Annotated in this window: 22 protein-coding genes and 1 pseudogene; 11 read left to right on the top strand and 12 right to left on the bottom strand. The window is 70.5% G+C overall.

The genetic code is table 11. The annotated features are described in order from the left end of the window. Positions 1–21: 21 nt before the first annotated feature. From ACZ43N_RS07695 to ACZ43N_RS07680, 4 genes are all read right to left on the bottom strand, one after another. Positions 22–1704, bottom strand: a complete 1683-nt coding sequence (locus tag ACZ43N_RS07695; RefSeq protein WP_468095766.1) for a glycoside hydrolase family 13 protein — start codon at positions 1702–1704, stop codon at positions 22–24. A gap of 141 nt (positions 1705–1845) precedes the next feature. Then, complete coding sequence (locus tag ACZ43N_RS07690) at positions 1846–2757, bottom strand: sugar ABC transporter permease (protein WP_468095765.1); 912 nt, start codon at positions 2755–2757, stop codon at positions 1846–1848. 13 nt (positions 2758–2770) lie between these two features. Beyond that, positions 2771–3775, bottom strand: a complete 1005-nt coding sequence (locus ACZ43N_RS07685) for a carbohydrate ABC transporter permease (protein WP_468095763.1) — start codon at positions 3773–3775, stop codon at positions 2771–2773. Positions 3776–3888: 113 nt separating this feature from the next. Further along, complete coding sequence (locus ACZ43N_RS07680) at positions 3889–5160, bottom strand: extracellular solute-binding protein (RefSeq protein ID WP_468095762.1); 1272 nt, start codon at positions 5158–5160, stop codon at positions 3889–3891. A gap of 462 nt (positions 5161–5622) precedes the next feature. Here ACZ43N_RS07680 and ACZ43N_RS07675 point away from each other — a divergent pair, with 462 nt between their 5' ends. The 3 genes and pseudogenes from ACZ43N_RS07675 to ACZ43N_RS07665 form a co-directional block, all read left to right on the top strand. Next, positions 5623–6657, top strand: coding sequence for a LacI family DNA-binding transcriptional regulator (locus tag ACZ43N_RS07675; RefSeq protein WP_468095761.1), 1035 nt, complete (start codon positions 5623–5625; stop codon positions 6655–6657). 133 nt (positions 6658–6790) lie between these two features. Beyond that, complete coding sequence (locus tag ACZ43N_RS07670; protein WP_468095759.1) at positions 6791–7654, top strand: phosphatase PAP2 family protein; 864 nt, start codon at positions 6791–6793, stop codon at positions 7652–7654. Positions 7655–7699: 45 nt separating this feature from the next. Then, positions 7700–7937: pseudogene (locus tag ACZ43N_RS07665) on the top strand (hypothetical protein); the annotation flags it as partial. Positions 7938–8462: 525 nt separating this feature from the next. Here ACZ43N_RS07665 and ACZ43N_RS07660 read toward each other — a convergent pair. The 3 genes from ACZ43N_RS07660 to glnA all read right to left on the bottom strand — a co-directional run bounded on the left by ACZ43N_RS07660 (position 8463) and on the right by glnA (position 13858). Further along, positions 8463–11465: a bifunctional [glutamine synthetase] adenylyltransferase/[glutamine synthetase]-adenylyl-L-tyrosine phosphorylase gene (locus ACZ43N_RS07660; RefSeq protein ID WP_468095757.1), complete on the bottom strand. Its 3003-nt coding sequence runs from the start codon at positions 11463–11465 to the stop codon at positions 8463–8465. 326 nt (positions 11466–11791) lie between these two features. Continuing rightward, on the bottom strand, positions 11792–12286 hold the full coding sequence (locus tag ACZ43N_RS07655; RefSeq protein WP_468095756.1) for a hypothetical protein: 495 nt from the start codon (positions 12284–12286) through the stop codon (positions 11792–11794). Positions 12287–12496: 210 nt separating this feature from the next. Continuing rightward, positions 12497–13858: a type I glutamate--ammonia ligase gene (glnA, locus tag ACZ43N_RS07650; protein WP_468095755.1), complete on the bottom strand. Its 1362-nt coding sequence runs from the start codon at positions 13856–13858 to the stop codon at positions 12497–12499. 413 nt (positions 13859–14271) lie between these two features. On the opposite strand from glnA, the gene ACZ43N_RS07645 reads away from it, so the two are divergent. The 3 genes from ACZ43N_RS07645 (at position 14272) to ACZ43N_RS07635 (ending at position 16537) form a co-directional block, all read left to right on the top strand. After that, the gene (locus ACZ43N_RS07645) at positions 14272–14937 is read left to right on the top strand and encodes a DUF3105 domain-containing protein (protein WP_468095754.1); all 666 of its coding nucleotides are present in this window, start codon (positions 14272–14274) and stop codon (positions 14935–14937) included. Between the two features lie 34 nt (positions 14938–14971). After that, positions 14972–15595, top strand: coding sequence for a DUF305 domain-containing protein (locus ACZ43N_RS07640; RefSeq protein WP_468095752.1), 624 nt, complete (start codon positions 14972–14974; stop codon positions 15593–15595). Positions 15596–15874: 279 nt separating this feature from the next. Continuing rightward, a complete protein-coding gene (locus tag ACZ43N_RS07635) occupies positions 15875–16537 on the top strand; it encodes an HAD family hydrolase (RefSeq protein ID WP_468095750.1) in 663 nt (220 codons plus the stop codon). A 3-nt stretch (positions 16538–16540) separates the two neighbouring features. Here ACZ43N_RS07635 and ACZ43N_RS07630 read toward each other — a convergent pair whose 3' ends face one another. From ACZ43N_RS07630 to ACZ43N_RS07610, 5 genes are all read right to left on the bottom strand, one after another. Beyond that, positions 16541–16987: a VOC family protein gene (locus ACZ43N_RS07630; RefSeq protein ID WP_468095748.1), complete on the bottom strand. Its 447-nt coding sequence runs from the start codon at positions 16985–16987 to the stop codon at positions 16541–16543. Positions 16988–17182: 195 nt separating this feature from the next. Beyond that, a complete protein-coding gene (locus ACZ43N_RS07625) occupies positions 17183–18418 on the bottom strand; it encodes an MFS transporter (RefSeq protein ID WP_468095747.1) in 1236 nt (411 codons plus the stop codon). Positions 18419–18537: 119 nt separating this feature from the next. After that, a complete protein-coding gene (locus tag ACZ43N_RS07620; protein ID WP_468095745.1) occupies positions 18538–19584 on the bottom strand; it encodes an endonuclease/exonuclease/phosphatase family protein in 1047 nt (348 codons plus the stop codon). 243 nt (positions 19585–19827) lie between these two features. Continuing rightward, positions 19828–20463 carry a TetR/AcrR family transcriptional regulator gene (locus ACZ43N_RS07615; protein ID WP_468095744.1) on the bottom strand — a complete coding sequence of 212 codons (636 nt, stop codon included), beginning with the start codon at positions 20461–20463 and terminating at the stop codon, positions 19828–19830. An 89-nt stretch (positions 20464–20552) separates the two neighbouring features. Continuing rightward, on the bottom strand, positions 20553–22130 hold the full coding sequence (locus ACZ43N_RS07610) for an MFS transporter (RefSeq protein WP_468095742.1): 1578 nt from the start codon (positions 22128–22130) through the stop codon (positions 20553–20555). 189 nt (positions 22131–22319) lie between these two features. Between ACZ43N_RS07610 and panB the strand changes: the two genes are divergently transcribed. The 5 genes from panB (at position 22320) to ACZ43N_RS07585 (ending at position 26975) form a co-directional block, all read left to right on the top strand. Continuing rightward, positions 22320–23186 carry a 3-methyl-2-oxobutanoate hydroxymethyltransferase gene (gene panB, locus ACZ43N_RS07605; RefSeq protein ID WP_468095741.1) on the top strand — a complete coding sequence of 289 codons (867 nt, stop codon included), beginning with the start codon at positions 22320–22322 and terminating at the stop codon, positions 23184–23186. Positions 23187–23560: 374 nt separating this feature from the next. Beyond that, complete coding sequence (locus ACZ43N_RS07600) at positions 23561–24586, top strand: ATP-binding cassette domain-containing protein (protein ID WP_468095739.1); 1026 nt, start codon at positions 23561–23563, stop codon at positions 24584–24586. After that, positions 24583–25401, top strand: coding sequence for an ABC transporter permease (locus ACZ43N_RS07595; protein WP_468095737.1), 819 nt, complete (start codon positions 24583–24585; stop codon positions 25399–25401). The genes ACZ43N_RS07600 and ACZ43N_RS07595 overlap by 4 nt, the downstream gene beginning before the upstream one ends. A gap of 66 nt (positions 25402–25467) precedes the next feature. After that, positions 25468–26348 (top strand): IS5 family transposase gene (locus ACZ43N_RS07590; protein WP_468096453.1). Its coding sequence is split into 2 segments (ribosomal slippage): positions 25468–25828 and positions 25828–26348, totalling 882 coding nucleotides; the frame shifts between segments, so codons are not numbered across the junction. Between the two features lie 120 nt (positions 26349–26468). Beyond that, positions 26469–26975, top strand: coding sequence for a DUF6624 domain-containing protein (locus tag ACZ43N_RS07585; RefSeq protein WP_468095736.1), 507 nt, complete (start codon positions 26469–26471; stop codon positions 26973–26975). Positions 26976–26994 lie beyond the last annotated feature (19 nt).

Here is a 26994-nt window from a genome sequence, read left to right as displayed (position 1 = left end):
GGGCCTCGGTGGTCGTGCCGGTCAGACGGTCGTCCACCACACCGTCGTGTCCGCCGGCAGCTTCGCCTCGTCCCCGACGACGGTCGGCTCGCCGCTGGCGACGAGGACCCGGCCGTACGCGGGGATCGTGACCGACTCTCCGGTCGTGTTGGCGACGCACACAAAGTCACCGCGGCGGAAGGCGAGGACGCCCTCGGGGGCCTTCAGCCACTCGACGGAGTCGCCCGCGCCGAGGGCGGCCTGCTCACGGCGGACGGCGAGCGCGGTGCGGTACAGCTCCAGGGTGGAGCCCGCGACGCCGGTCTGCGCCTCGACGCTCAGCTCGCCCCACTCGGCGGGCTGGGGCAGCCAGGAGCCGCCCGTGCCGAAGCCGTACGAGGACCCGGTGCGGGTCCACGGGATCGGCACCCGGCAGCCGTCGCGGAAGCCGTCCTGGCCCGCGCCCCGGAAGTAGGCGGGGTCCTGCCGGACCTCGTCGGGGAGGTCCACGACGTCCGGGAGGCCCAGCTCCTCACCCTGGTAGACGTACGCCGAGCCGGGCAGCGCCAGCATCAGCAGCGTCGCCGCCCGGGCGCGGCGCAGGCCCAGTTCGCGGTCGCCGGCGAGGCGGATCTGCGTGCCGAGGCCCGGCTCGTTGGCGAAGCGGGTGGCGTGGCGGGTCACGTCGTGGTTGGACAGCACCCAGGTGGCGGGGGCGCCCACCGGACGCATCGCGTCGAGGGTGCGGTCGATGACGACCTTCAGCTCGGCCGCGTCCCAGTCGGTGCCGAGGTACTGGAAGTTGAACGCCTGGTGCAGCTCGTCCGGGCGGACGTAGTTCGCCGTGCGCTCGACGGTGGGGGTCCAGGCCTCGGCGACGAAGATCCGTTCACCCGCATACTCGTCGAGCACCAGGCGCCACTCGCGGTAGATCGCGTGCACACCGTCCTGGTCGAAGAACGGCATGACATCGTTGCCCAGCAGTTTGACCTGATCGTGGGAGCCGAGGTCGGGGAGGCCGTCGGCCTTCACCAGGCCGTGTGCCACGTCGATGCGGAAGCCGTCGACACCCATGTCGAGCCAGAAACGCAGGATGGAGCGGAACTCGTCGCCGACGGCCGGGTGCTCCCAGTTGAAGTCGGGCTGCTCGGGGGCGAAGAGGTGCAGGTACCACTCCCCCGGTGTGCCGTCGGGCTCCGTCACCCGGGTCCAGGCCGGGCCGCCGAAGATCGACTCCCAGTCGTTCGGCGGGAGTTCGCCCTTCTTCCCCTTGCCGGGGCGGAAGTGGTAGCGGTCGCGCAACGGCGAGCCGGGGCCCTCCGCCACCGCACGCTTGAACCATTCGTGCTGGTCGGAGGAGTGGTTGGGGACGAGGTCGACGATGACGCGCAGGCCCAGCTCATGGGCGTCGCGGATGAGGGCGTCGGCGTCCAGCAGATTGCCGAACATGGGGTCGACGGCACGGTAGTCCGCGACGTCGTAGCCGGCGTCGGCCTGCGGGGAGGCGTAGAAGGGGGACAGCCAGACGGCGTCCACGCCCAGGTCACGCAGGTACGGCAGGCGGGAGCGTACGCCCTCCAGGTCGCCCATGCCGTCGCCGTTGCTGTCGGCGAAGCTGCGCGGATAGACCTGGTAGATCACCGCGTCCCGCCACCAGTCGCGGCGGGAGGCGACCGTGGCGAGCGCGGAGTTGTCGGCCGGGTCGATGGCGGAGTGCTGGCTCATGACGTCCTTGGTACGTAAGGGAGTGCGGGGCATCGGAGTCTCGGGTCGGTTGACGAGGCGGCCGCGGTGACAGCGGGGTCGGATGGGCACCGCGGCCGCCACCCGTACGGCAAGGCGTACGGGAGTCATCGGGGTGGCGGCTCAGCCCTTCGTGCCGCCGGCGGTCAGACCCGTCACCAGGTTCTTCTGCACCAGGTAGAAGAACCCGGAGACGGGGATCGCGACCAGGACCGCCGTGGCGAACATGAGGTTCTGCTGGGCGTCGTGCTCACTGACGAAGCTCTGCAGGCCGACCGCGAAGGTGTACTTCGTGTCCGACAGCATGAACGTCGAGGCAAAGGCGACCTCCCCGAACGCGGTGATGAAGCTGTAGAACGCGGCCACCGCCAGCCCGGGCTTGGCGAGCGGCAGGATGAGCCGCGCGAACGTGCCGAAGGGGGTCAGCCCGTCGACGCGTCCCGCCTCGTCGATCTCGAAGGGGATCGTGTCGAAGTAGCCCTTCAACAGCCAGGCGCAGTACGGCACGGCCGTCGAGCAGTAGACGAGGATGAGACCAAGGTAGCTGTCGATGAGCTGGAGTTCCGACAGGATCTCGTACATCGGCACCATCAGTACGGCGACCGGGAACATCTGGGTCACCAGGAGCACCCACATGAACTTGCGGTAACCCGGGAACCGCATGCGGGAGACCGCGTAGCCGGTGGTCGCGGAGATCAGCACGCCGATGACGGTCGTGCCGAGCGACACGACGAGCGTGCTGACCAGCCAGTCGAAGAACGCCGTCTTCTGCAGGACGAACGCGTAGTTGTCGAACGTCATCTTCCCGGGGATGCGTGCGGGGTGCAGATAGTCGTCCTTGTCCGGGCCGAGGGACAGGAAGACCAGCCAGGCGATCGGGAAGAGCGCGACCAGGCTCGCCACGATGAGGACGGCGTGCGAGGTGAGGGAGCCGGCGAGGCTGCGCTCACCGCGCCCGCGCGACCTGCGGGCGGCGGCGGTCGGCGCGGGCGGGAGGTCCGCCGGAGCCGGGGTCTTGACGGTCGTGGTGCTCATGGGGGCTCCTGCCTCAGATCGCGAGCTGCTGCTCATCGCGGTTCAGCCAGCGGCGGTAGACGGAGGTGAAGACGATCAGGATGGCCAGCAGCAGGATGCCGTAGGCCGCCGACTGTGCGAAGTCACGTGGCTGCTGTCCGAAGCCGAGGTAGTACGCCCAGGTCACCAGGATCTGCGCCTCGGGGGCGGTGTCGCCGAACAGCAGGAAGATGACGGCGAACTGGTTGAAGGTCCAGATCACGCCGAGCAGGACGACGGTGGAGCTGACGGACCGCAGACCCGGCAGGGTGACGTACCGGAAGCGCTGCCAGGCGCTCGCGCCGTCCATCTCGGCGGCCTCGTAGAGGGAGGCGTCGATGGACTGCAGGCCGCCGAGCAGCGAGACCATCATGAAGGGCACACCGCACCAGGTGTTCACCATGATCGCGGCGAACCGCTGCCAGAAGGTGTCCTCCAGCCACAGCGGGGCCGGCAGATGCAGTGCTTCGAGGCCGGCGTTGACGATGCCGCCGTCGGCGAGCATGAACCGCCAGCCGAACACGGTGACGAAGGTGGGCACCGCCCATGGCAGAACCAGGATCAGCCGGTAGAAGGTGCGGCCGCGCAGCTTCTGGTCGAGCAGCAGCGCGAGGCCGAGGCCGATGACGTAGTGCAGGGTGACGCAGAGCGCCGTCCAGACGATCGTCCAGATGAAGTGCGACCAGAAGCGGTCGTACGCGGTCGGGCCCCACAGGATGTCGGCGTAGTTGTCGAAGCCGATGAACTCGTAGGTCGCCTCGATGTGGTTGACGCCGATCGTGCGCGCCGAGTTGAGGCTGTTGGCGTTGGTGAGCGTGAGGTAGAAGCCGCGGACCAGCGGATACACCACGAGGACACCCAGCACGACGACCACCGGGGCGATCATCGCGTAGGCGTACCAGTGGCGCTGGTAGGAGTGCTTCAGACGCGACAGCGGGCCCGGGCGCCCGCCCTGCTCACCGCGGCGCTTGCCGGTCGCTCGGTCGATGGCGACTGTCATCGTTCGACACCTTCTGGAAGATCACTGGAAGATCGGGGGCTGGCTGGTAGGCGGGCCGGCGGCCGCCGCGTCCGTCCCTCGACAGGTCGGTCGGACGCGGCGGCCGCTCGGGGTCACTTGCTGTAGTCCGGGACCAGCTTGGCGATCGAGGTCTCCGCGGAGCTCAGACCCTTGTCCAGGGACTTCTTGCCACCCGCGATCGCGAGCAGCTCGGTCTCGAGCGGGCCCCACAGCGAGCTGTACTCGGGCAGCTCGGGACGCGGCTGGGCGGCGGCGAGGACGGTCTGGTAGCCGGCGATGCCCGGGTCGGCCTTGACCTCCGTGGTGTAGGCGTCGTCCCGCGTGGGCAGCGTGGAGTTCTTCAGGGCGATGGTCTCCTGGGACTTCGCCGAGGTCATGAACTTCACGAACTTCAGCGAGGCCTCCTGGTGCGCCTTGTCGGAGCCGGCGTAGACCGAGAGGTTGTGGCCGCCGGTCGGGGCGCCCGCCTTGCCGGTGGAGCCGGCCGGGACGGTGGCGATGCCGAGGTTGCCCTTGTCCTTGAACGCCGAACCCTTGTAGAAGTTCGTGATCTCCCACGGGCCCTGGATGATCGAGGCGACCTTGCCGTTGACGAAGGCGTCCTGGATGTGGGCGTAGGCGTCGGCGGTGGTGTCCGCCTTGTGCAGGCCCTTGCCGTCGAACAGACTCAGCCAGGTCTCGTAGCCCTTCACGGCCGCGGGCGACTTGACGGTGATCTTCTTGGCGGCGACGTCGACGGTGTCGGCGCCCTCGCCGTGGAGGAAGGACTGGGCGTAGTACGCCTGGGTGGAGCCCCAGTAGCCGTCGACGCCGGTCTTGCTCTTGATGGTGGCGGCGGCCTTCTTCAGGTCGGCCCAGCTCTTGGGGGCCTCCTTGATGCCGGCCTTCTCGAAGAGCTCCTTGTTGTAGACCAGCGCGAGGGTGTCGGTGACGAACGGCACGCCGTAGGTCTTGCCGTCGTACTGGGCCTGCTTGATCAGGTTGGGCTGGAACGCGTCCTGGTCCGCGAGGGCCTCGGTGCCGTCCAGCGGCAGGAAGAAGCCCTTCTTGGCGAACGCGGGCGTCCAGCCGACCTCGGAGCGCAGGATGTCCGGGGCGCCCTTGGAGCCTGCGGCGGTGTCGAACTTGTTCTGCGCCTGGTCGAAGGGCACGTTGACGTACTTGACCTTGATGTCCTTGTTGGCGGCCTCGAACTCCTTGACCAAGGCCTTGTACGTCGGTGCCTCATTGGTGGCGTTGGACGTGTCCCACCATGTGATGGTGACCGGACCGCCGGCCGAGTCGCCGCTGTCACTTCCGCCGCAGGCCGTCGCCGCGAGGGCGAGGGACGCCACCAGCGCGGTGGCCGCTATGCCACGCCGCATGAGATCTCCTTGAGGGTTAAGCCCGTGTGCTGGGAGGAGGGCCCCGTCCGCCGCTCCATCCGAGTGCCGGCGCGTCGTCGCCGCCGCCGGGCGTGGCCGAACGTAACAGCGATGTAAGCCGGACGAAAGACCTTGCTGCAAAAAAATGCAAGAAGCGGTGATGGTTACCCCGCCGTGACCTGCGCTCAACTGCCCCGCAATCCAGTATCGGGGCCGATCAAGGGGGTTTCCGGCGGCCGTGAAAGACTCTGAAAGCTCTTGCCATGACTGGGGCCGTACGGGAATCATCAGCCCGTCAGCACTTGCGAAAGTCATCTCTTTCACGCAGGGGCACCCCCCGGACACCGACCAGAATCACGAGGGACCGCGATGACGCAGCAGCCCGCAGTGGGCCGCACCCCCACCCGCACCCGACGCCGGGCCGGTGGGCAAGCGGATGCCCGGCCGGTACAGTCCGGTCCTGTGACCACACGGCTTGCCGACATCGCAACCCAGGCGGGGGTCAGCGAGGCGACTGTCAGCCGCGTCCTGAACGGGAAGCCGGGCGTCGCCGCGACCACTCGCCAGTCCGTCCTGGCCGCCCTCGACGTACTGGGCTACGAGCGGCCGGTACGGCTGCGGCAGCGCAGCGCGGGTCTGGTGGGCCTCATAACCCCCGAGCTGGAGAACCCCATATTCCCGGCGCTGGCCCAGGTCATCGGCCAGGCGCTGACGCGGCAGGGTTACACGCCGGTCCTCGCCACCCAGACCCCCGGCGGGTCCACCGAGGACGAGCTGACCGAGATGCTGGTCGACCGCGGTGTCGCCGGCATCATCTTCGTCTCCGGGCTGCACGCGGACACCTCCGCGGACATGCAGCGCTACGAGCAGCTGCGCGCACAGGGCGTGCCCTTCGTGCTCGTCGACGGTTTCTCCCCCAAGGTGCAGGCTCCTTTCATCTCGCCGGACGACCGTGCGGCGATGAGCCTCGCGGTGACGCATCTGGTGTCGCTGGGGCACACCCGCATAGGTCTGGCCCTCGGGCCCAAGCGGTTCGTCCCGGTACAGCGCAAGATCGAGGGGTTCGTCCGCACGATGCAGGAGCAGTTGGGCCTGGACGGCGCGGGCATCGAGTCCGAGCTGGTCCAGCACTCCCTCTACACCCTGGAGGGCGGCCAGGCGGCGGCCACGGCGCTGATCGACCGGAACTGCACGGCGGTGGTGTGCGCGAGCGACATGATGGCGCTGGGCGCGATCCGGGCGGCCCGGCAGCGGGGCCTCGAGGTCCCGCGGGACGTCTCGGTGGTCGGCTTCGACGACTCCCCGTTGATCGCCTTCACCGACCCGCCCCTGACGACGATCCGCAAGCCGGTCCCCGCCATGGGGCAGGCGGCGGTGCGCACGTTGCTGGAGGAGATCGGGGGGACACCGGCGCCGCACAGCGAGTTCGTGTTCATGCCGGAGCTGGTGGTGCGGGGATCGACGGCTTCGGCTCCTGGGGACCGCAGTCGTACTTAAGGCGGAGAAATCGGGGGTGGGGGCCCTCCGCGCGTAGGAGGGGTGCCCCTTGCGGCACCCCGAAGAACGTGCGGAGAGAACCCGACCAGAGGATGATCGGTGGGGAATGGCTTATCTGGCAGACTCTGTGCCCATGGGTGAGATGACCGTGACGACACTGGAGGAAGGCCGGGAGCAGGCCGCTCCGCGGTCCGTCACGGGCGCGCCGGAGCAGGGGCGTCTGCAGCGGCTGAGAGCTCCTCGCCGCCCGCCCATCTGGTTCGAGATCCTGCTGATCGCGGTGAGTTACTGGACGTACTCACTGATCCGCAACGCGGTACCGGAGCAGAAGGACCAGGCCCTCGCCAACGCCGACTGGATCTGGAAGGCGGAGCACCACCTCGGGATCGCCGTCGAGGAGACGATCAACCACGCCGTGAACTCGGTCACATGGCTGATCGTCGGCATGAACTACTACTACGCGACCCTGCACTTCGTCGTCACGCTCGGTGTTCTCGTGTGGCTCTACCGTAGCCATCCGGGCCGCTACGCGGCGACGCGTCTGGTGCTGTTCGCGACGACGGCAGTGGCCCTGGTCGGCTACTACTTCTATCCACTGGCCCCGCCCCGCCTGATGACCGGCGAGAACTTCATCGACACGGTCGTGGTGCACCAGACCTGGGGTTCCATGGCCTCCGGCGATCTGAAGAACATGTCGAACCAGTATGCGGCCATGCCCTCCATGCACATCGGCTGGTCGCTGTGGTGCGGCCTGACCATCTTCGCGCTGGCCTCGGTGCCGTGGGTGCGCGTCCTGGGCCTGCTCTACCCCACGCTGACGCTCGTGGTCATCGTCGCCACCGCCAACCACTTCTGGCTCGACGCGGTCGGCGGCATGCTCTGCCTGTCCTTCGGCTACGGGGTGGCATGGCTCTGGTACGGATCGATGCCGTACGCGCTGCCGCGCCAGGTGACCGCGGATGACGGGGGCCGGCTGTTGGAGCCGGTGAAGGCGTAGCGCGGGCGCCGGCGGCGGCGCCGCTGTGCAACCGGACGGGAGCTGTACCGGGCGGCCGCCCATCCGACGACCCAGCTCTTGGATCACGCGCTCGCGGTCCTGGCCGGCGAACGCGGCGGATCTGTTGACGGGAGACGACGCCGAGCGGCTCACGGCGCGCGGGGCCAGTCCATGCGAGCGGTATCTGTTGCGGCACGGGCAACTGCCGTGGTGTTCGACGCGGTGCGGGGACCGGGTGCGGGTGCGGGCGGCTCGCGCGTATCCGCGCCGCCGGGGGCCGGGCGCGCGCGTTATGCGCGCCGCCGGGGGCCGGGCGCGTCCTAAGGGCTGTCCCGTGATCCGCGATGGATCAGCGCACGGCGTCGGATGCTGGGGGCACCTCCCACGCCGTTCAGGCAGTGGGAGGAGCATCGCAAGGCGGAGGGGAGTCCGCATACGGGATGTATGCGGGCGTTCCGACAACGCGGCGAGGTGCCGCAGCCGGCGTCGTGCGCCCGCCGGGGATCACGTGACAGCCCTCAGCCCGGGGTGCGGGCTCATCGAAGGGCGGGCCGCGGGCCCGATCCTTCAGGGCGCGGGCCCGATCCCTTCACGCGCGGGCCCGATCCTTCAGGACGCGGGCCCGATCCCTTCACGCGCGGGCCCGATCCTTCAGGACGCGGGCCCGATCCCTTCACGCGCGGGCCCGATCCTTCAGGGCTCGGGGAACTGCGCGAGAGACCGCGACGAACCCGCAGCCGCCGACGAACCGCGCGCCCCCGGGCCGTGAGGCGCCCCGCCACCCTCACGTGTGCGCCCCGCCCCACCCTCACGTGCCGTAGAACAAGTCCTCCACCACCGCCCGAGCTCGCCGCGTCGCCCGCCGGTAGTCGTCGAGCATGTCGCCCACATGACCGGGGCCATACCCCAGGTAACGACCGACCGCGGCCACCTCCCGGCTGTCCGAGGGGAACGTGTCGCCGGCCCGCCCACGGACGAGCATGACCGCGTTGCGGACGCGGGTCGCGAGGACCCAGGCCTCGTCGAGGGTCGCCGCCTCCTCGTCGGTGACGAGGCCTGCCTCCCGTGCGGCGCCCAGCGCGGCCCGGGTACGGGTGGTGCGCAGGCCCGGCTCGCGCCGGCCGTGGCGGAGCTGGAGGAGCTGGACGGTCCACTCGACGTCCGAGAGACCGCCGCGGCCTAGCTTGGTGTGGAGCGTCGGGTCGGCGCCGCGCGGAAGCCGCTCCGACTCCATGCGGGCCTTGAGGCGGCGGATCTCGCGGACCGCGTCCTCCCCGAGGCCGTCCGCCGGATAGCGCAGCGGGTCGATGAGCTCGACGAAGCGGCGGCCGAGGTCGGCGTCACCGGCGACCGGTTCGGCCCGCAGCAGGGCGTGGGACTCCCACACCAGGGACCACCGGCGGTAGTACGCCTCGTAGGACTTCAGGGTCCGTACGAGAGGACCGGACTTGCCCTCGGGCCGCAGGTCGGCGTCGATGAGGAGCGGCGGGTCAGCGCTCGGGAGCTGGAGCAGTCGGCGCATCTCGGCCACGACCGTGTTCGCGGCGCGGGCCGCCTCCTGCTCGTCGGCGCCCTCCCTCGGCTCGTGGACGAACAGCACGTCGGCGTCGGAGCCGTAGCCCAGTTCGTGGCCGCCGAAGCGGCCCATGCCGATGATGGCGAACCGGGTGGGGAGGGTGTCGCCCCAGCCCTCGCGGACGACCGCGCGGAGGGTGCCCGCGAGGGTCGCCGCGGTGAGGTCGGAGATCGCGCCGCCGACCAGGTCCACCAGCGCGCCCTGGTCGGCGGTGGCCGGGGACGCCTCGGTGCCGTAGGAGCCGACGATGTCCGCGGCGGCCGTACGGAACAGTTCCCGTCGCCGTACGCCGCGCGCGGCCGTGACGCCCTGGGCGGCGCCGTCGGCGCGGCCGACCGCGGCGAGGATCTCCTGCTCCAGGTGGGCCCGTTCGCGGGGTTCGAGGCCGCCTGCGCCGCCGTCCCCGTCGCCGAGGAGAGCGACGGCCTCGGGGGCGCGCATGAGGAGATCGGGGGCGAGGCGTCCGGCGGACAGGACACGTGCGAGGTTCTCGGCGGCGGCGCCCTCGTCGCGCAACAGCCGCAGATACCACGGCGTCTTGCCGAGGGCGTCGGAGACCTTGCGGAAGTTGAGGAGCCCCGCGTCCGGGTCGGCCGAATCGGCGAACCAGCCCAACAGCACGGGCAGCAGGGTGCGTTGGATGGCGGCCTTGCGGGTGACGCCGGAGGCCAGGGCCTCCAGGTGGCGCAGGGCGGAGGCCGGGTCGGCGTAGCCGAGGGCGACGAGGCGCTCGCGGGCCGCATCGGCGCTCAACCTCGCCTCGCCGGGAGCGAGTTGGGCGACGGCGTCAAGGAGCGGACGGTAGAAGAGCTTCTCGTGCAGGCGCCGTACGACGGCGGCGTGGCGCCGCCACTCGCGGTTCAGCTCGGCGACCGGCTCGGTGCGCAGGCCCAGCGAGCGGCCGATGCGCCGCAGGTCGCTCTCGTCCTCGGGGACCAGGTGGGTGCGGCGCAGGCGGTAGAGCTGGATGCGGTGTTCCATGGACCGCAGGAAGCGGTAGGCGGCATCGAGTTGGGCGGCGTCGGCGCGGCCCACGTAGCCGCCCGCGGCCAGCGCGCCCAGCGCGTCGAGGGTGGTGCCGCTGCGCAGCGAGGTGTCGGCGCGCCCGTGGACCAGCTGGAGCAGTTGCACGGCGAACTCGACGTCCCGGAGTCCGCCCGGCCCCAGCTTCAGCTGGCGGTCGATCTCGGCGGCCGGGATGTTCTCGACGACCCGGCGGCGCATGCGCTGGACGTCGGCGACGAAGTTCTCCCGCTCTGCGGCCTTCCACACCAGGGGTTCGAGCGCGGCGACGTACTGCTCCCCCAGCTCGATGTCCCCAGCCACCGGCCGGGCCTTGAGCAGGGCCTGGAACTCCCAGGTCTTCGCCCACCGCTGGTAGTAGGCCAGATGGCTGCTGAGCGTCCGTACGAGCGGGCCGTTGCGGCCCTCCGGCCGCAGATTGGCGTCGACGGGCCAGATGCTGCCCTCGACGGTGGTCTCGGAACAGATCCGCATCATGTGCGAGGCGAGCCGGGTGGCGGCGCGCACGGCCTTCTGTTCGTCGGCCCCGTCGGCGGTCTCGCCGACGAAGATGACGTCGACGTCGGAGACGTAGTTCAGCTCGTGGCCCCCGCACTTGCCCATCGCGATCACCGCGAGCCGGCAGAGTGCCGCGTCGTCGGGTGCGGCGGCCCGCGCTATGGCGAGGGCCGCGCGGAGGGTGGCGGTGGCGAGGTCGGCGAGTTCGGCGGCGGCCTGGGCGACGTCGGTGGTGCCGCACACGTCACGGGCGGCGATGGACAGCAGACAACGGCGGTAGGCGACCCGGAGGGAGACGGGGTCGGTGGCCTCGGCGAGGCCGCGCTCGAACTCCTCGACCCCCGGATGCAGGTCCTGCGGCTCGTACGTCACGAGCGCCTGCCAGTCGTGCGGGTGCCGTGCGAGGTGCTCGCCCAGCGCGGCCGAGGCGCCGAGCACCCCGAGCAGCCGGTCCCGCAGCGGCTTCGCCGCTATCAGGGTGTCCAGCACCTTGCGCCGGTCCGTGTGGTCCGGCTGCGCCTCCAGCAGCCGTACGAGACCCGCCAGCGCGAGATCCGGATCGGCGGTCGCCCCCAGCGCGTCCAACAGCACCGGATCATTCCTTACGGCCGCCAGCTCCGCGCTCTCCAGCAGCCGCTCGGCCGCCGAGGGATCCGTGAAACCGTGCCGCAGCAGTCGCGAGAACGTGCTGCTCCTGCGCCCCGGCGCCGTCATCCCCGGCCTCCCGTGTCCGATCGAGCCCGATCAAAGATCAAGGTCGTACGGGCTGAGCCTAACCGGAGTACCTGGGGGAAGCGCCCGTCGGGCGGGGGTCGGCCGGGCCGGGCGGGGCGATCGGTCACCAGGAGCGGAGCGGCCCATGCCTCCCCTGTGCGTTGCGACCGCCGCCGCGCCGGGCCGTGGCTGCCCGGTCTGCCCCGTCTCGCCCGGGCCCGCCGGACCGCGCCGGGCGACGTCCTGACCGGCGGGCCGACGAGAGCGGCCGGCCCCGGCAGCGCTGGACGCGGGGGCGCGTCTCGGCGCCCAACGCGGGCCGCACGTCACACGGTCCCCGTCGCGGCGTACCGGCAGCCTTCCAGGCGGCGGTACCACCAGACGTGGGGGCGCCACTCCCGGCGTACGGCGACGAAGGGGTCGGGGAGGGTGCGCTCCAGGTAGACGGCGTCGAGGGCGGTGACCAGGCGGCCCAGCTCGGCGCGGGGCCGGCGTGGCAGGTTCCGCAGGACGGTGCCGAGGACGTCGCGGGCGTGTCTGACGTCGCGGAGGGAGCAGCCGCGGCACGAGCAGTCGTCCAGGAAGGGGTAGCGGGGCCGTCGGCCAGGAGGCGTCAGAAACGCCCGGTAGCGCCGGAGAGCGCGGTCGGTGACGCCAGGGAAGACGTAGTAGTCCCTCGACAGTGCCTCGATCCGGTGGACGGCGAGGCTGGTCCGGGCCGAGAGGCCGTGGATGCGGTCCGGGGAGGGCGTGTCCCACCGGCGCGGGCGGTGTCGGGTGCGCCGGGCTGCGCGCAGTGCGCCGGGCCGGTTACGCGGCATCGGCCTTTCGGTGGGCGGCAGACCCCTGGGTGGCGGTCCGGGTGGCCGGCCGCGAGGCGGGCGGAACCGTCGGCAGAGCGGTGGTCGGTGCGGTCATGACCACATCATGCCTGAGGCGCCCGCGATGCGGGGCTGCCGCCGTGGGGCCGACGGTCCGCGACCGCCGGCCCCCGTTCACCGCGTCAGCGGGAAACTGGCTTGGGCCTGCCCCTACAGCACCGGCAGGTTCTTCCGCAGCTCGAACGCGGTGACCTCGCTGCGGTACTCCTCCCACTCCTGCTTCTTGTTGCGCAGGAAGAAGTCGAAGACGTGCTCGCCGAGGGTTTCCGCGACCAGGTCGCTGCGCTGCATGAGGGCCAGGGCCTCGCCGAGGTTCTGGGGGAGCGGCTCGATGCCCATCGCACGGCGCTCCGCGTCGGAGAGGGCCCAGACGTCGTCCTCGGCCCCCGGCGGGAGCTCGTAGCCCTCCTCGATGCCCTTGAGTCCGGCGGCGAGCAGGAGCGCGTACGCCAGGTACGGGTTCGCGCCCGAGTCCAGGGAGCGGACCTCGACGCGTGCCGAGCCCGTCTTGCCGGGCTTGTACATGGGGACGCGGACCAGGGCCGAGCGGTTGTTGTGGCCCCAGCAGATGTACGAGGGGGCCTCTCCCCCGGCGCCGGCGGTGCGCTCGGTGCCACCCCAGATGCGCTTGTACGAGTTCACCCACTGGTTCGTCACCGCGGAGATCTCGGCCGCGTGCTTCAGCAGGCCCGCGATGAAGGAGCGGCCCACCTTCGACAGCTGGTACTCCGAGCCGGACTCGTAGAACGCGTTCCGGTCGCCCTCGAAGAGAGAGAGGTGCGTGTGCATGCCCGAGCCGGGGTGCTCCGAGAACGGCTTCGGCATGAACGTCGCCTGGACGCCCTGCTCCAGCGCCACCTGCTTCATGACCAGGCGGAACGTCATGATGTTGTCCGCCGTGGAGAGCGCGTCGGCGTACCGCAGGTCGATCTCCTGCTGGCCGGGCGCGCCCTCGTGGTGGGAGAACTCGACCGAGATGCCCATCGACTCCAGCATGGTGATCGCCTGGCGGCGGAAGTCCATGCCGACGTTCTGGGGGGTGTGGTCGAAGTAGCCCGAGTTGTCGGCGGGGGTCGGGCGGGAGCCGTCGACCGGCTTGTCCTTCAGCAGGAAGAACTCGATCTCGGGGTGGGTGTAGAACGTGAAGCCCAGGTCGGACGCCTTGGCCAGGGCGCGCTTGAGGACGTAGCGCGGGTCGGCGAAGGACGGGGAGCCGTCCGGCATGAGGATGTCGCAGAACATCCGGGCCGTCCCCGGGGCCTCCGCGCGCCACGGCAGGACCTGGAACGTCGACGGGTCCGGCTTGGCGATCATGTCGGACTCGTACACGCGGGCGAAGCCCTCGATGGCCGAGCCGTCGAAGCCGATGCCCTCGTCAAACGCCTGTTCCAGCTCGGCAGGGGCCACGGCCACGGACTTCAGGAAGCCCAGCACGTCCGTGAACCACAGGCGTACGAAACGGATGTCGCGCTCCTCCAAGGTACGGAGCACGAACTCCTGCTGCTTGTCCATCTTCCGCTTCCACCCATTCCTTGCTGGTCAGGCCGTCTGCTCCCGAGCGACGGGATGCGGTCGGGCGTCTGAGCATCCCACCACAACACCATTTCACGCGTGTTGCGCACCTTGATCGGCGGACCGACCACGGGCTGAACGCCATGCGTACGGCAGGTGTACCGCTGCCTGCGCCGCTCAACCGTTCTGCCGCCCATCTTGCCTGCTCGCGCCCCCATCCGTAACGCCCGTGCCGTCCGGGATACGGCTACGGCCGCGGCCGTCCGTAACACCCTGGTCATTACCGCGCGGCGCACCCGCCCGCGCGGGAGCATGGGAGGCGGGATCCCTCGTTTACGAGAGGGAGCTCATCAAATTACGATCAGCTGATCCTCCTGTCCCATCCGCCTCATCCCCCACTAAGGACTCAACCCATGGCCGCCAAGAACACCAGCAGCGCGGCGCGCAAGGCGCGCATCGAGGAGATGCGCCGTGCCGAGCGCTCCCGTGAGCGCCGGAACCGGATCCTCGCGATCGGCGCCAGCGTGGTGATAGTCGCCGGACTCGTCGTCGGCGGCACGGTCCTGATCCGCTCGCAGTCGAACGACGACGGCGGCAGCAGCACGGCGAGCGACTCCAAGGGCAAGGGCAAGTTCACGACGGACGCGGACGGCGTCAGGACGTGGAGCACCAAGCTCACCCAGAACCACGTCACCAAGGCCGTCACCTACCCGATGACGCCCCCGGTCGGCGGTGACCACAACCCGGTCTGGCAGAACTGCAACGGCGACGTCTACGACGAGGCGATCAAGAACGAGAACGCCGTGCACTCCCTGGAGCACGGCGCGGTCTGGGTGACGTACAACGGCAAGGCCTCCGAGGCGGACGTCAAGGCGCTCGCGGCGAAGGTCAAGAAGACCCCCTACACGCTGATGAGCCCGGTCGAGGACCAGAAGGACCCGATCATGCTCAGTGCCTGGGGCCACCAGCGCACGGTGACGAGCGCCGCCGACCCGAACGTGGACAAGTTCTTCCAGAAGTTCGTCCAGGGCGAGCAGACGCCCGAGCCGGGTGCCGCCTGCACCAACGGCGTTTCCTGACGACGGCCGCACGCTGACTGGCACAGTGGGACAGATGAAGCACATCGGTTGGATCGCCTCCGGGGCCGCGGCGGTACTCGTCGCGGCCGGCGCGATCACATACGCGGTCGCCGACGGCGACGACCCCGGGCTGAAGGCCCCCGCCGCCGACTCCGCGGACGCGGGATTCGCCCGGGACATGGCGGTCCACCACCAGCAGGCCGTCGAGATGTCGTACATCGTCCGTGACCGCACGGACGACGAGGAGATCCGGCGGCTCGCGTACGACATCGCGCAGACCCAGGCCAACCAGCGCGGCATGATGATCGGCTGGCTCGATCTGTGGGGCCTGCCGAAGGTGTCGTCGCAGAAACCGATGGCCTGGATGGGCATGGGCGACATGGCCTCCGGCGAGGACGGCTCCCTGATGCCCGGCATGGCGACCGGCGCCGAGATGACGAAGCTCGGCAAGCTCGACGGCAAGCAGGCCGAGATCTTCTTCCTGCAGCTGATGACCGACCACCACAAGGGCGGCATCCACATGGCGGAGGGCTGCGTCGCCAAGTGCACGGTCGGCGTGGAGAAGAAGCTGGCGCAGGGCATGGTCAACGCCCAGGAGTCCGAGATCGCGCTGATGACGGACCTGCTGAAGGCGCGGGGGGCCACACCCGGGTCGTGACGTCCCGGCGCCCGGGGGACGTGTGCCGCGATTGCCTTGCGCACGCGGCTCCTCGGGGCATCCGGAGATTTCGCTCGGAGTGTCCGGGCGTTCGCTCGAGGCGTCCGGGCGTTCGCTCGAGGCGTCCGGGCGTTCGCTCCAGGCCTCCGGGCGTTCGCTCCAGGCCTCCGGGCGTTCGCTCCAGGCCTCCGGGCGTTCATTCGGGGGCTTCTCGGGCCGCACCCGCCACTCGTCGACGCCGACGCTCCGGACGACCACCGGCCCTGGCATGATCACGGCATGAACGACGAGTCAGCCCGGCCCGGCGCCCGCAGGGCCGTCCTCTTCGATGTGGACGGCACGTTGATCGACGCCGTGGACAACCAGCGCCGCGTCTGGGCGGCCTGGGCAGGGCGGTACGGGCTGGACGCCGCCGAGGTCCACGAGGTCGCGCTGCGGACGCGGCCGTCGGAGACGTTCGCGGAGGTGGCCCCGCACGAGGACCCGGCGGCATGCCTGGCCGTCCTGCACGAGCTGGAGGACGACGACGTCCGCTCGGGCGTCTACGGCTGCTTCGAGGGCGCGGCGGAACTGCTCGCGGCACTGCCGTCGGACGGATGGGCGCTGGTGACCTCGAACTACGAGCACCGGGTGCGCGGGCGGTTCGCCCGTACGGGCCTGCCGGTGCCGCCGGTCCTCGTGGACGCCGCCGCGGTGACGGAGGGCAAGCCCTCCCCCGTCCCGTACCTGCTCGCCGCCGAACGCCTCGGCGTCCGCCCCGAGGACTGCCTCGTCATCGAGGACGCCCCCTCGGGCGTCGAGTCGGGCCTGCGGGCCGGCATGACCGTGTGGGCGGTCAACGGCCCGGCCCCGACGACCGCCGCCCACCGCCACTTCCCGACGCTGAAGGAGGCCGGTCCGGCGATACGGGAGTTCGCCGGGGTGGGCGGCCGGCGGCGGTAGCCCTCAGTGCCCCCGTGCGGCGAGGTCCGCCAGTACCTGGTGCAGGGGTTCCTTGGCGCGGCGGCGGTACTCCTGGACGGCCCAGCTGTTGCCGTCGGGGTCGGTGAAGTACATGAACGTGGCGCCGTCGTCGGGTGCGTACTGGACGGGCTCGGAGACATCGAGCCCCCGTGCGACGAGTTCGGCGCGGGCCGTCTCGATGTCGGCGACGCAGAGCTGGAGGCCCTGGTAGGAGCCGGGGGCCGGCTTGGGACCCCGGGCCATCTCCCAGATCGCGTCGCCCAGCGCGATCGAACAACCGGAGCCCGGCGGCGTCAGCTGGACGATGCGCATGCCGGGCATGACCTCCTGGTCGATGTCGACGTGGAAGCCGACCCTGTCCCGGTAGAAGTCCCGGGCGCGGTCGATGTCGGTCACGGGCAGCGGGATCACTTCGAGCGAGAAGTCCATCCTGGTCCTCCAAGTCGCCGTGGACGGGAGTTCGGAAGCGTCCTGGGTCACGGGCGCGCACGCCTGCGTCGCACGCGTCACCCGAACCGCCGGCACGTCCGGGTCGAACGGTTCTCCCTCACCGAAGCCGAAAACCGTGCCGGGCGCCACCCCGAGGACGGGGCGCCCGGAGCCGCCCTGCAGGCGGCAGCCCTGTCAGCCCCGCACCGCCCGAGCGTCCCGTCCGGGTACGTGCGACGCCACGAGGCGACCCCCGGCCGGCTGGGCGGACCGGGTCGCGGTCGCGCGGCGGGTGTCCACGCCGTGGGCCACCGCGGCGACCCCGAGGCCGAGGACGGCGAGGCCCGCTCCGACGACCGCCGGGGACGTGGTGCCGAGGCCCAGGGAGAGGGCGAGACCGCCGATCCAGGCGCCGCCGGCGTTCGCGAGGTTGAAGGCGGCCTGGTTGGCGGAGGAGGCGAGGGAGGGGGCGGAGACGGCCTTCTCCATGACCATCAGCTGCAGGGGCGAGCCGGTGACGAACGCGGCGACGCCGAGGAGGACGACCGCCAGGGCCGCGCTCCACGGGGCGGACATCAGTGCAGGGAACAGCGCGAGGACCAGGACCAGGGAGGTCAGGCCGCCGAAGAGGGTGCCCCGCATCGAGTGGTCGGCGAGACGGCCGCCGGCCAGGTTGCCGATGGTCGCGCCCACGCCGAACAGGGCCAGCAGCAGGGTGACGCTGCTGTCGGCGTACCCGGCGGAGTCGGTGAGCATCGGGGTGATGTAGCTGTAGGCGGCGAAGAGCGCGGCGAAACCGGCGACGGTCGTGCCGAGGGCCAGCCAGACGGGCAGGGAGCGCAGGGCGCCCAGCTCGCCGCGCAGCCCGGCCCCCGGGGCGGCGGCCTTGTCGTGCGGGAGCAGCGCGGCCAGCGATCCGATCGCGGCGAGACCGATCGCGCTCACGCCGAGGAAGGTGACCCGCCAGCCGAACTCCTGGCCCATCAGCGTCGCCACGGGTACGCCGGCGATGTTCGCGACCGTCAGCCCGAGGAACATCAGCGAGACCGAGCGGGCCTTGCGCTCCGGTGCGACGAGGCCGGTGGCGACGACCGCGCCCACGCCGAAGAAGGCGCCGTGCGGCAGACCGCTGAGGAAGCGGGCGGCGAGCAGCCAGTGCTCGTCGGGGGCGAGCGCGGAGAGCGCGTTACCGGCCACGAACAGGGCCATCAGCCCGATGAGGACCGTGCGGCGCGGCATACGGGCCGTGACCGCCGCGAGCAGCGGGGCACCGACGACGACGCCGAGCGCGTACGCGGAGACGAGGTGGCCGGCGGTGGGGATCGAGACACCGAGGTCGGCCGCGACATCGGGCAGCAGGCCCATCATGACGAACTCGGTCGTACCGATGCCGAAGGCTCCTACGGCGAGGGCGAGCAGGGCCAAGGGCATGGGGAGGCCTTTCGGGGAGAGGGAGAGCAAGGGGAAGGAGGGACGACCTCCCCCACTATATGTTCACTGACGGAACAAACTCTCCGGGTTCTCCCTTCCCGGCCCGCTGACCAGTCGGTTCACCGGTCTGACGTGGTGACCGTCACCCGTGCCGCCAGCGGCAGGTGGTCGCTGCCGGTCTCCGGGAGGGTCCAGGACGCCATCGGCTCCAGCCCCCTGACCATGATCTGGTCGATACGGGCCATCGGGAACGCCGCCGGCCAGCTGAAGCCGAAGCCGCTGCCGGCCGCGCCCTGGGTGGAGCGCATCTGGGCGGTGACGGCGTTCAGGGCGCGGTCGTTCATGGTGCCGTTGAGGTCGCCGAGGAGGACGACCTGCGGGATGGGCTCGTCGGCGATGGCCTCGCCCAGCGCGTCGGCGCTCTTGTCGCGCTGGCGGGCGGTGAACCCGGCCTCCAGCTTCACCCGCACCGAGGGCAGATGGGCGACGTACACGGCGACCCGGCCCTCGGGGGTGGCCACGGTGGAGCGCATGGCGCGCTGCCAGCCGAGCTTGATGTCGACGGCCTTGGTGTCGCTCATCGGGTACTTGCTCCACATCCCGACGGTGCCGACGACCTCGTGGTACCTGTACGTCGCCGCGAGCGCCTTCTCGTACACCGGCACCGCGGTCTCCGTCAGCTCCTCCAGAGCGACGACATCCGCTCCGGAGGCGGCGACGTCTCGGGCGGTGCCGGACGGGTCGGCGTTGTCCGCGTTGACGTTGTGGGTGACGACCGTGAAGTCGCCGCCGCCGCCGGACTTGCTGGAGACGAGCCCGCCGAAGAGGTTCAGCCAGACGATCGTGGGGACCAGGACCGCGATCAGCGCGATCGCAGACCTGCGGACCAGCGCCAGGACCAGCAGCACCGGGATCGCGATGCCCAGCCAGGGCAGGAACGTCTCGGTCAGACTGCCCAGGTTGCCCACGCTGTTGGGGACCTGGGCGTGCAGCACCATCACGAGCGCGACGAGCAGGGCGAGGACCGCGACGACGATGCCGCGCCGCCAGATCCTGCGGTCGTCTCTCCAGCCGCCGAACCACCGGCCGAGCAGGCGCCGGAGCCGGGATCCTTCGCGGCCCTCGCCCGTGCCGCCGCCCGTCTCCGTCATGTACGCCTGCGCCATACCGTCGCCTCACAACCTGCCGTGCACACCGTCCCCCGCACCCGGGGAGTGCCAGGAAGTCCGCGACACCGGGGTGTGGTGCGGGACTTCGCGGCACCCCCTAGACCCTAGGGGATGATCGCCGTCCATCCTGCCGCCGTATGGCGGCCGTACGGGCACGAGGACGAACAACTCGCTGTTCGGAGTTCCGAACCGGCGGTGAACGGGTGAGCTCTGTAACGGAATGCGAACATTCGCTGTGACTCAGCTCGCAGGCCGACGCAGCCCTTCGAGCACCGTGTCGACCATGACCTCGGCGAGGTCCTCGGGGAGCGGCGAGTCGGGGCGCATGATGGTGCGCACGAGCATCGGGCCGAAGAAGAGGTCGCCGATGACGTCGAGGTCGACGTCGGCGCGGAGTTCACCGCTGTCCTGTCCGCGCCGCAGAACGTCGGCGAGGGTCCGGCGGCGCGGGGTGACGACGTTCGCGTGGTAGGCGTCCCAGATCTTGGGGCTGGACTTCATCTGGGCGAAGACGTTGTGCAGGATCGCCGAGGAGCGGTTGGCGAGTCCGCGCCGCCGGACGGCCTCCAGCAGGACGACCAGGTCGTCCCGCATGGACGTGCCGGGCAGGACGGGGTCGGGCGGTTCGGCGGCGCGCAGGACGTCGACGAAGAGTTCCTCCTTGCCGCGCCACCGGCGGTAGATGGTGGCCTTGCCGACGCCGGCGGTTCGGGCCACCCGTTCTATGGACAGCTCCGCGAGCGGCACGCCGTCCTCCAGGAGCTTCATCACGCCCTCGATGATGGAGCGCTCCACGGCCTCGCTGCGGGGCCGCCCCCGCACGGGGCTCGCGTCCCTGGCCCGTCCGTCCTGGGCCCGGCTTCCGGCGAGGCTCACGGTCCACTCCGTCTCTGTCGTCGCACCGGGTGATTCTCCCCCGGCCGCGTCCCCCGAAAGATGCCCCCCTCCGCCCCGTTGGCCGAAGCTCAGTGCTCCGAGGCCACCAACTCGGTCTCCTTCTCGTCCGGTTGGCCGGCAGTCGGCCGGCCCGGCAGGAAGACGGCCATGGCGACCGCGCCGAGGACGGCCACGGCCGCCCCGCACAGCGCCGTCACATGCATGGCGTGCAGGAAGGCGTCGTGGGCCGGGGCGACCAGGGCCGCGCCCCGGTCGCCGAGACGGGCGGCGAGGCCGAGGGTGGCCTCGATGGACTCGGCGGCGGCGTGCGGGGCACCGGCGGGCAGCTTGTCCTCGATGCCGGAGCGGTACGCGGTGGACAGCACGGAGCCGAGGACGGCGATGCCGAGGGCGCCGCCGACCTGACGGAAGGTGTTGCTGAGGGCGGAGGCGGAGCCCGCCTTCTCGCGGGGCAGGGCCTGCATGATGACGACGCTCAGCGGAGTCATGACGTGGGCCATGCCGACACCCATGAGGAAGAAGATGACCTCGAGGAGCCAGATCGGCGTGTCCCCGTCCAGGACGGCGAACGCGGCCAGCATCCCGGCGATCAGCAGCATGCCCGCCGTGCACACCGCGCTGTTGCCGAAGCGGTCGACGACCAGACGGGCCCGGGGCGCGAACACGAGTTGGGCGACGGCCAGCGGCAGCATCAGCAGGCCGGTCTGGAGCGGGGAGTAGCCGCGCACCGTCTGGGTGTAGAAGACGGAGAAGAAGGTCACGCCCATCAGGGCGAAGAAGACCAGGCCGATGACGCCGATGGCGGCGGAGAAGACCTTGTTCCGGAAGAACGAGATGTCGATGGACGGGTGGTCGCTGCGCTTCTCGAACACGACGAACGCGGCGAGGACGGCGAGGCCGGTCGCGATGGCGCCGAGGACCGTGGCGTCGGTGAAGTCGGCGAGCTGGCCGCCCCTGATGATGCCGTACACGAGCAGCACGAGACCCACGACGGAGAGCAGCACGCCGACGGGGTCGACCCGGCCGGGGTTCGGGTCGCGGGAGTCGGGCACCAGCCAGAGCATCAGGCCGAGCGCGAGGACGACGATCGGCACGTTGATCAGGAAGACCGAGCCCCACCAGAAGTGGTCCAGCAGGACACCGCCGGTGATGGGGCCGATGGCGATGGCGAGACCTACGCCGCCCGCCCAGATGCCGATGGCCTTCGGCTGCTCCTCGCGTTCGAAGACGTTCATCAGGACGGCGAGGGTCGCGGGCATCACGAAGGCGGCACCGAGGCCCATCACCGCGCGGAACGCGATGAGCTCGACGGGTGAACCTGATCCGGCGGCCAGCGCCGAGCCGATGCCGAAGACGACCAGACCGCCGAGCAGCACCTTCTTTCGGCCGAGCCGGTCGCCGAGCAGGCCCGCGGTGAACAGCAGTCCCGCGAAGACGAGCGTGTAGGCGTTGATCGCCCACTCCAGCTCGCTCTGCGTGGCGCCGAGGCCGGTCGGCTCGGGAGTGGAGATCGTCTTGATGGCGACGTTGAGGATCGAGTTGTCGAGCACCACGATCAGCAGGCTCAGCATCAGCACACCGAGGATCGCCCAGCGGCGCCGGTGCACCGCCTCCGGTATCCGGGAGTCAGGGGCTGCGGAAGTCATGTCTTCGAGAGTAGACCCATTTCGATACGGGACCGTCTCGTATCGGAATTCTTTACCGACGTCTTACGCGGCGCGTGCCTGAACGGTCACATCCACCTGCTCTGGCACTGGCCTCCGCGAGGTGCCACCATGGAGTCGGTCCGGGGACGCCGTCAGGGCGCCTCGAGATGACATGAAGGAGCCGTGGCAATGACGCAGCTTTCGGCTGCCCAGACGAAGCCCTCCGACGGCAGCAAGGCGCTGTACGGGGGCAAGGGCACACGCCGCATCACCGTCCGCGACATCGCCCTCGCCAAGGAACGCGGCGAGAAGTGGCCGATGCTCACCGCGTACGACGCGATGACCGCGTCCGTCTTCGACGAGGCCGGCATCCCGGTCATGCTCGTCGGCGACTCGGCGGGCAACTGTCACCTGGGGTACGACACGACCGTGCCCGTCACCCTCGACGAGATGACCATGCTGTCGGCGGCCGTCGTACGGGGCACCAGCCGTGCCCTGATCGTCGGCGACCTGCCCTTCGGCTCCTACCAGGAGGGCCCGGTGCAGGCGCTGCGCTCGGCGACCCGGCTGGTGAAGGAGGCCGGGGTGGGCGCCGTGAAGCTGGAGGGCGGCGAGCGGTCGCACGAGCAGATCCGGCTGCTGGTGGAGTCCGGCATCCCCGTCATGGCCCACATCGGTCTCACCCCGCAGTCGGTCAACGCGATGGGCTACCGCGTGCAGGGCCGGGGCGAGGAGGCGGCGGCGCAACTGCTGCGCGACGCGAAGGCCGTGCAGGACGCGGGCGCGTTCGCGGTGGTCCTGGAGCTGGTTCCGGCGGAGCTGGCCGCGGAGGTCACTCGGGTGCTGCACATCCCGACGGTGGGGATCGGCGCGGGGCCGGAGACCGACGCGCAGGTTCTGGTGTGGACCGACATGCTCGGGCTGACCGGGGGTCGGGTGCCGAAGTTCGTGAAGAAGTACGCGGACCTCCGGGGGGTCATGACGGACGCGGCGAAGGCGTTCGCGGAGGACGTGGTCGGCGGGACGTTCCCGCTGGAGGAGCACTCGGTCCACTAGACGAGTGAGTCCGAAGGGTTCCAGGGCCCACCGGCCCCTGCAGCCACTGCGGTACGGAGCAGCCCGCCGATCTTCCCCCAGTCGGCGGGCTGCGGCTCGGGGGGTGGGGGTTCTTTCGGCGGTGCGGCTGCGTGGGGGTTGTGCGCGCCCCACGCGGCGGAGCCGCATGTGTCACCGCCCCCGCACCCCTGAAGGATGAAGGGCGGGCCGCAGGCCCGCTCCCTCAGGGGCGCGGGGAACTGCGCGAGAAACCACGAACCGCCCGCACCCGCCAAAAGAACCCGCACCCCCGAGCTCCCAGGCGCCCGGCACTCGCCGCGCGCTGTCGGTGACCTGTCGGTCGTTTGTCGGCGCCCCCTGACACCGTCGTCCGCATGACACGAATCGACAAGGAACCCAGCGGCGCGACCCGCGCTGTCACCGTACGGGGGCTGGTCAAGCACTACGGCGAGACCAGGGCGCTGGACGGTGTCGATCTGGATGTACGCGAAGGCACCGTGATGGGGGTGCTGGGCCCGAACGGCGCCGGCAAGACCACACTCGTCCGGTGCCTGTCCACGCTCGTCACGCCCGACGCGGGGCAGGCGACCGTGGCCGGTTACGACGTCGTACGCCAGCCGCGCGCCCTGCGCCGGGTGATCGGCCTCACCGGCCAGTACGCCTCGGTGGACGAGAAACTCTCCGGCTTCGAGAACCTCTACATGATCGGCCGGCTGCTCGACCTGCCCCGCAAGGACGCGAAGGGCCGGGCGAACGGGCTGCTGGAGCGGTTCTCGCTGACCGAGGCGGCCGGGCGCCCGGTGGCCACGTACTCCGGTGGTATGCGGCGGCGGCTCGACCTCGCGGCGTCGATGACGGGCCGCCCCTCGGTGCTCTATCTGGACGAGCCGACGACCGGCCTGGACCCGCGCACCCGGAACGAGGTGTGGGACGAGGTCAAGCGCATGGTCGGCGAAGGGGTGACCGTGCTGCTGACCACCCAGTACATGGAGGAGGCCGAGCAGTTGGCCTCCGAGCTGACCGTGATCGACCGCGGCAAGGTCATCGCCAAGGGTGGCATCGAGGACCTGAAGGCGCAGGTCGGCGGCCGTACCCTGCGCGTCCGCCCGGTCGACGCGGCGCAGCTGCGGCCGCTCGCCGGGGAACTGGACGACCTGGGGATCACCGGGCTCGCCACCACCACCGTCGACACCGAGAACGGCACCCTGCTCGTGCCGATCCTCAGCGACGAGCAACTCACCGCCGTCGTCGGCGCGATCAGCGCGCGCGGCGTCACCATCGGCTCCATCAGCACCGAACTGCCCAGCCTCGACGAGGTGTTCCTGTCCCTCACCGGTCACAGGGCCAGTGCCCCGCAGGACCCGACCCCGTCCCCCGCCTACGAGGAGGTCGCCGTATGAGCACCGTCACCCTGCCCCGCGCCGACGACTCCGACGGCCGGATCGGTCTGCGGGCACAGGCCCGGCACACGGGCGCCCTCGTGCGCCGCAATCTGCTGTGGATCCGCAACGACCCGCAGTCGGTCGCCGACGCGGTCCTCATGCCGATCGTCTTCGCCCTGCTGTTCGTGTACGTCTTCGGCGGCTCCATCGGGCAGGCGCTCGGCGGCGGCCAGGAACGGTACGTGCAGTACGTGATCCCGGGCCTGATGGCGATGCTCGGCATGAACATCGCCATGGGCGTGGGCACGGGCTTCAACGAGGACTTCCAGAAAGGCGTCATGGACCGCTTCCGGTCGCTGCCGATCGGCCGGTCCTCGGTGCTCCTCGCGAAGATCGCGGTCGAGCTGCTGCGGATGCTGCTCGCCACGACCATCCTGCTGACCGTCGCCGTCCTCATCGGCTTCGACATCACCAGCTGGCCGGGCCTGTTCGCCGCGGTGGGACTTTCCGTCGTCTTCGGCTCGTCCCTGATGTGGATCTTCCTGGTGCTGGGCGTGACCCTGAAGAACGCGCAGTCCGTGCAGGCCATGGGCTTCCTGGTGCTGTTCCCGTTGCAGTTCGGCTCGTCGATCTTCGCTCCCCCGCAGTCGATGCCGGGCTGGCTGCAGAGTTTCACCGACTACAACCCGCTGTCCTCTCTCGCGGACGCGGCGCGCGGTCTGATGACGGGCGGGCCGGTCGCCGACGACGCGCTCATCACACTCGGCTGGTCCGTGGCGCTGACGGCGGTCATGGCTCCGATAGCGATCCACAAGTTCCGCACCAAGAGCTGACCGGCCTGTCGAGGGCCTGTCCGGCGGATCATGTGACCTCTCGCGCTCCGGCACGTTGGCATGTTCATGGGGCGGGGAGATCTCACGAACGAGGAATGGGCTCGGCTGAAGCCGCATCTGCCCAAGTCCGGTCAGCGCGGTGGGCGTTGGGCCAGCCACCGCAGGATCATCAACGGGGTCCTGTACCGGAACCGGACTGGGGTGCCGTGGCGGGATCTGCCTGCGCGGTTCGGTAAGTGGAAGACCGTGTACGAGAGGCACAGACGCTGGTCGGCGGACGGCACGTGGGACAAGATCTACGCGGCCGTTCTGGCTGACGCGGATGCCCAGGGCCGCATCGACTGGTCCATGGTGAGCGTGGACTCCACCACCTGCCGGGCCCACCAGCACGCCGCCGGAGCACGCAAGAAACCACCGCGGGTGCCGGGAAAAGACGCACGCCTCGGCAGCACCGCCCCGACGAGGGACTCGGACGCTCCCGGGGCGGCCTCACCTGCAAGATTCACCTCGCCGGAGAAGGTGGACGCCGCCCCCTGGCCTTGCTGATCACCCCAGGCCAGTGGGGCGACGCCCCGCAGCTCATCCCCGTTATGGAACGCATCCGCGTCGGCCGGCTCAGCGGCGGACGCCCCCGCACCCGGCCTGACCACCTCGGCGGCGACAAGGCCTATTCCTCACGGCGTAACCGCCGATACCTGCGCAGACGGCAGATCAAGCACACCATCCGCGAGCCGAAGAACCAGCGGGCCAACCGCCGACGCCGCGGCAGCAAGGGCGGACGGCCCACCGGCTTTGACAAGACGATCTACAAGCGCAGAAACGAAGTCGAGCGCACGATCAACGCCCTCAAGAACTTTCGGGCCGTTGCCACGAGGTTCGACAAGCGTGTCTACGTCTTCCAGGGCACCGTGACCGTCGCAGCGATCCGGCTCTGGCTCCGGGGGTAGATCCATTATCCCGGTGCGGCGAGGCGCCTGTCACCGTTCTTCGGAATGATCTTTACATCCGATTTGCACCTCTAGGCTTGCGGGCGGACACAAAGCACGGATCTGACCTGGGAGTTGAGAGTGGCGCACGACGTTGCCGCACTGACAGCGGAACTCACGGATATGGCTGCGGCCGATCACCAGTTGGCAGTCCGCGCGAACAGCGACGACCCCGCCGAGCAGCTGGCCTGGCGGCGGCTGACCGCCCGGCACGGTGACCGGCTCAACGAGATCATGGACGAGTACGGTTGGCCGACGGCGGAACTGGTCGGTGTGGAGGCCGCACGCGCGGCATGGCTGATCGCTCAGCACGCCGACCGGCAGCTCGACGTTCAGCGTCGTGCCCTCCAGTTGATGCAGCAGGCGGTGTCGGCAGGCTCGGCCAGCCCGCGCGAGCTGGCCTTCTTGCGCGACCGCACGCTGGTCAATGAGGGCCGCAAGCAGGTCTACGGCACTCAGATCGCCGGCATGAAGGACGGGGCGCCGGTTCCGTGGCCCTGTGAAGAGCCCGAGCGCATGGACGAACTCCGTGCGGAAGTCGGCATCGAAGCCTTCGACGAGTACGTCGCCCAGTTCTCCATGGCCTGACGCCCCCTCCCGGTGGCGT

The organism is Streptomyces sp. NPDC030814 (genome assembly GCF_055572155.1).
This window is presented reverse-complemented; position numbering and strand designations above follow the sequence as displayed.

Bases quoted from the DNA above. Each gene is read 5' to 3' on its own strand.
- ACZ43N_RS07685 (WP_468095763.1), bottom strand. From the start codon at position 3,775: ATGACAGTCGCCATCGACCGAGCGACCGGCAAGCGCCGCGGTGAGCAG.
- panB (WP_468095741.1), top strand. From the start codon at position 22,320: ATGACGCAGCTTTCGGCTGCCCAGACGAAGCCCTCCGACGGCAGCAAG.
- ACZ43N_RS07695 (WP_468095766.1), bottom strand. From the start codon at position 1,704: ATGAGCCAGCACTCCGCCATCGACCCGGCCGACAACTCCGCGCTCGCC.
- ACZ43N_RS07630 (WP_468095748.1), bottom strand. From the start codon at position 16,987: ATGGACTTCTCGCTCGAAGTGATCCCGCTGCCCGTGACCGACATCGAC.
- ACZ43N_RS07625 (WP_468095747.1), bottom strand. From the start codon at position 18,418: ATGCCCTTGGCCCTGCTCGCCCTCGCCGTAGGAGCCTTCGGCATCGGT.
- glnA (WP_468095755.1), bottom strand. From the start codon at position 13,858: ATGGACAAGCAGCAGGAGTTCGTGCTCCGTACCTTGGAGGAGCGCGAC.
- ACZ43N_RS07660 (WP_468095757.1), bottom strand. From the start codon at position 11,465: ATGACGGCGCCGGGGCGCAGGAGCAGCACGTTCTCGCGACTGCTGCGG.
- ACZ43N_RS07610 (WP_468095742.1), bottom strand. From the start codon at position 22,130: ATGACTTCCGCAGCCCCTGACTCCCGGATACCGGAGGCGGTGCACCGG.
- ACZ43N_RS07635 (WP_468095750.1), top strand. From the start codon at position 15,875: ATGAACGACGAGTCAGCCCGGCCCGGCGCCCGCAGGGCCGTCCTCTTC.
- ACZ43N_RS07670 (WP_468095759.1), top strand. From the start codon at position 6,791: ATGGGTGAGATGACCGTGACGACACTGGAGGAAGGCCGGGAGCAGGCC.
- ACZ43N_RS07690 (WP_468095765.1), bottom strand. From the start codon at position 2,757: ATGAGCACCACGACCGTCAAGACCCCGGCTCCGGCGGACCTCCCGCCC.
- ACZ43N_RS07680 (WP_468095762.1), bottom strand. From the start codon at position 5,160: ATGCGGCGTGGCATAGCGGCCACCGCGCTGGTGGCGTCCCTCGCCCTC.
- ACZ43N_RS07640 (WP_468095752.1), top strand. From the start codon at position 14,972: ATGAAGCACATCGGTTGGATCGCCTCCGGGGCCGCGGCGGTACTCGTC.
- ACZ43N_RS07600 (WP_468095739.1), top strand. From the start codon at position 23,561: ATGACACGAATCGACAAGGAACCCAGCGGCGCGACCCGCGCTGTCACC.
- ACZ43N_RS07595 (WP_468095737.1), top strand. From the start codon at position 24,583: ATGAGCACCGTCACCCTGCCCCGCGCCGACGACTCCGACGGCCGGATC.
- ACZ43N_RS07655 (WP_468095756.1), bottom strand. From the start codon at position 12,286: ATGCCGCGTAACCGGCCCGGCGCACTGCGCGCAGCCCGGCGCACCCGA.
- ACZ43N_RS07620 (WP_468095745.1), bottom strand. From the start codon at position 19,584: ATGGCGCAGGCGTACATGACGGAGACGGGCGGCGGCACGGGCGAGGGC.
- ACZ43N_RS07645 (WP_468095754.1), top strand. From the start codon at position 14,272: ATGGCCGCCAAGAACACCAGCAGCGCGGCGCGCAAGGCGCGCATCGAG.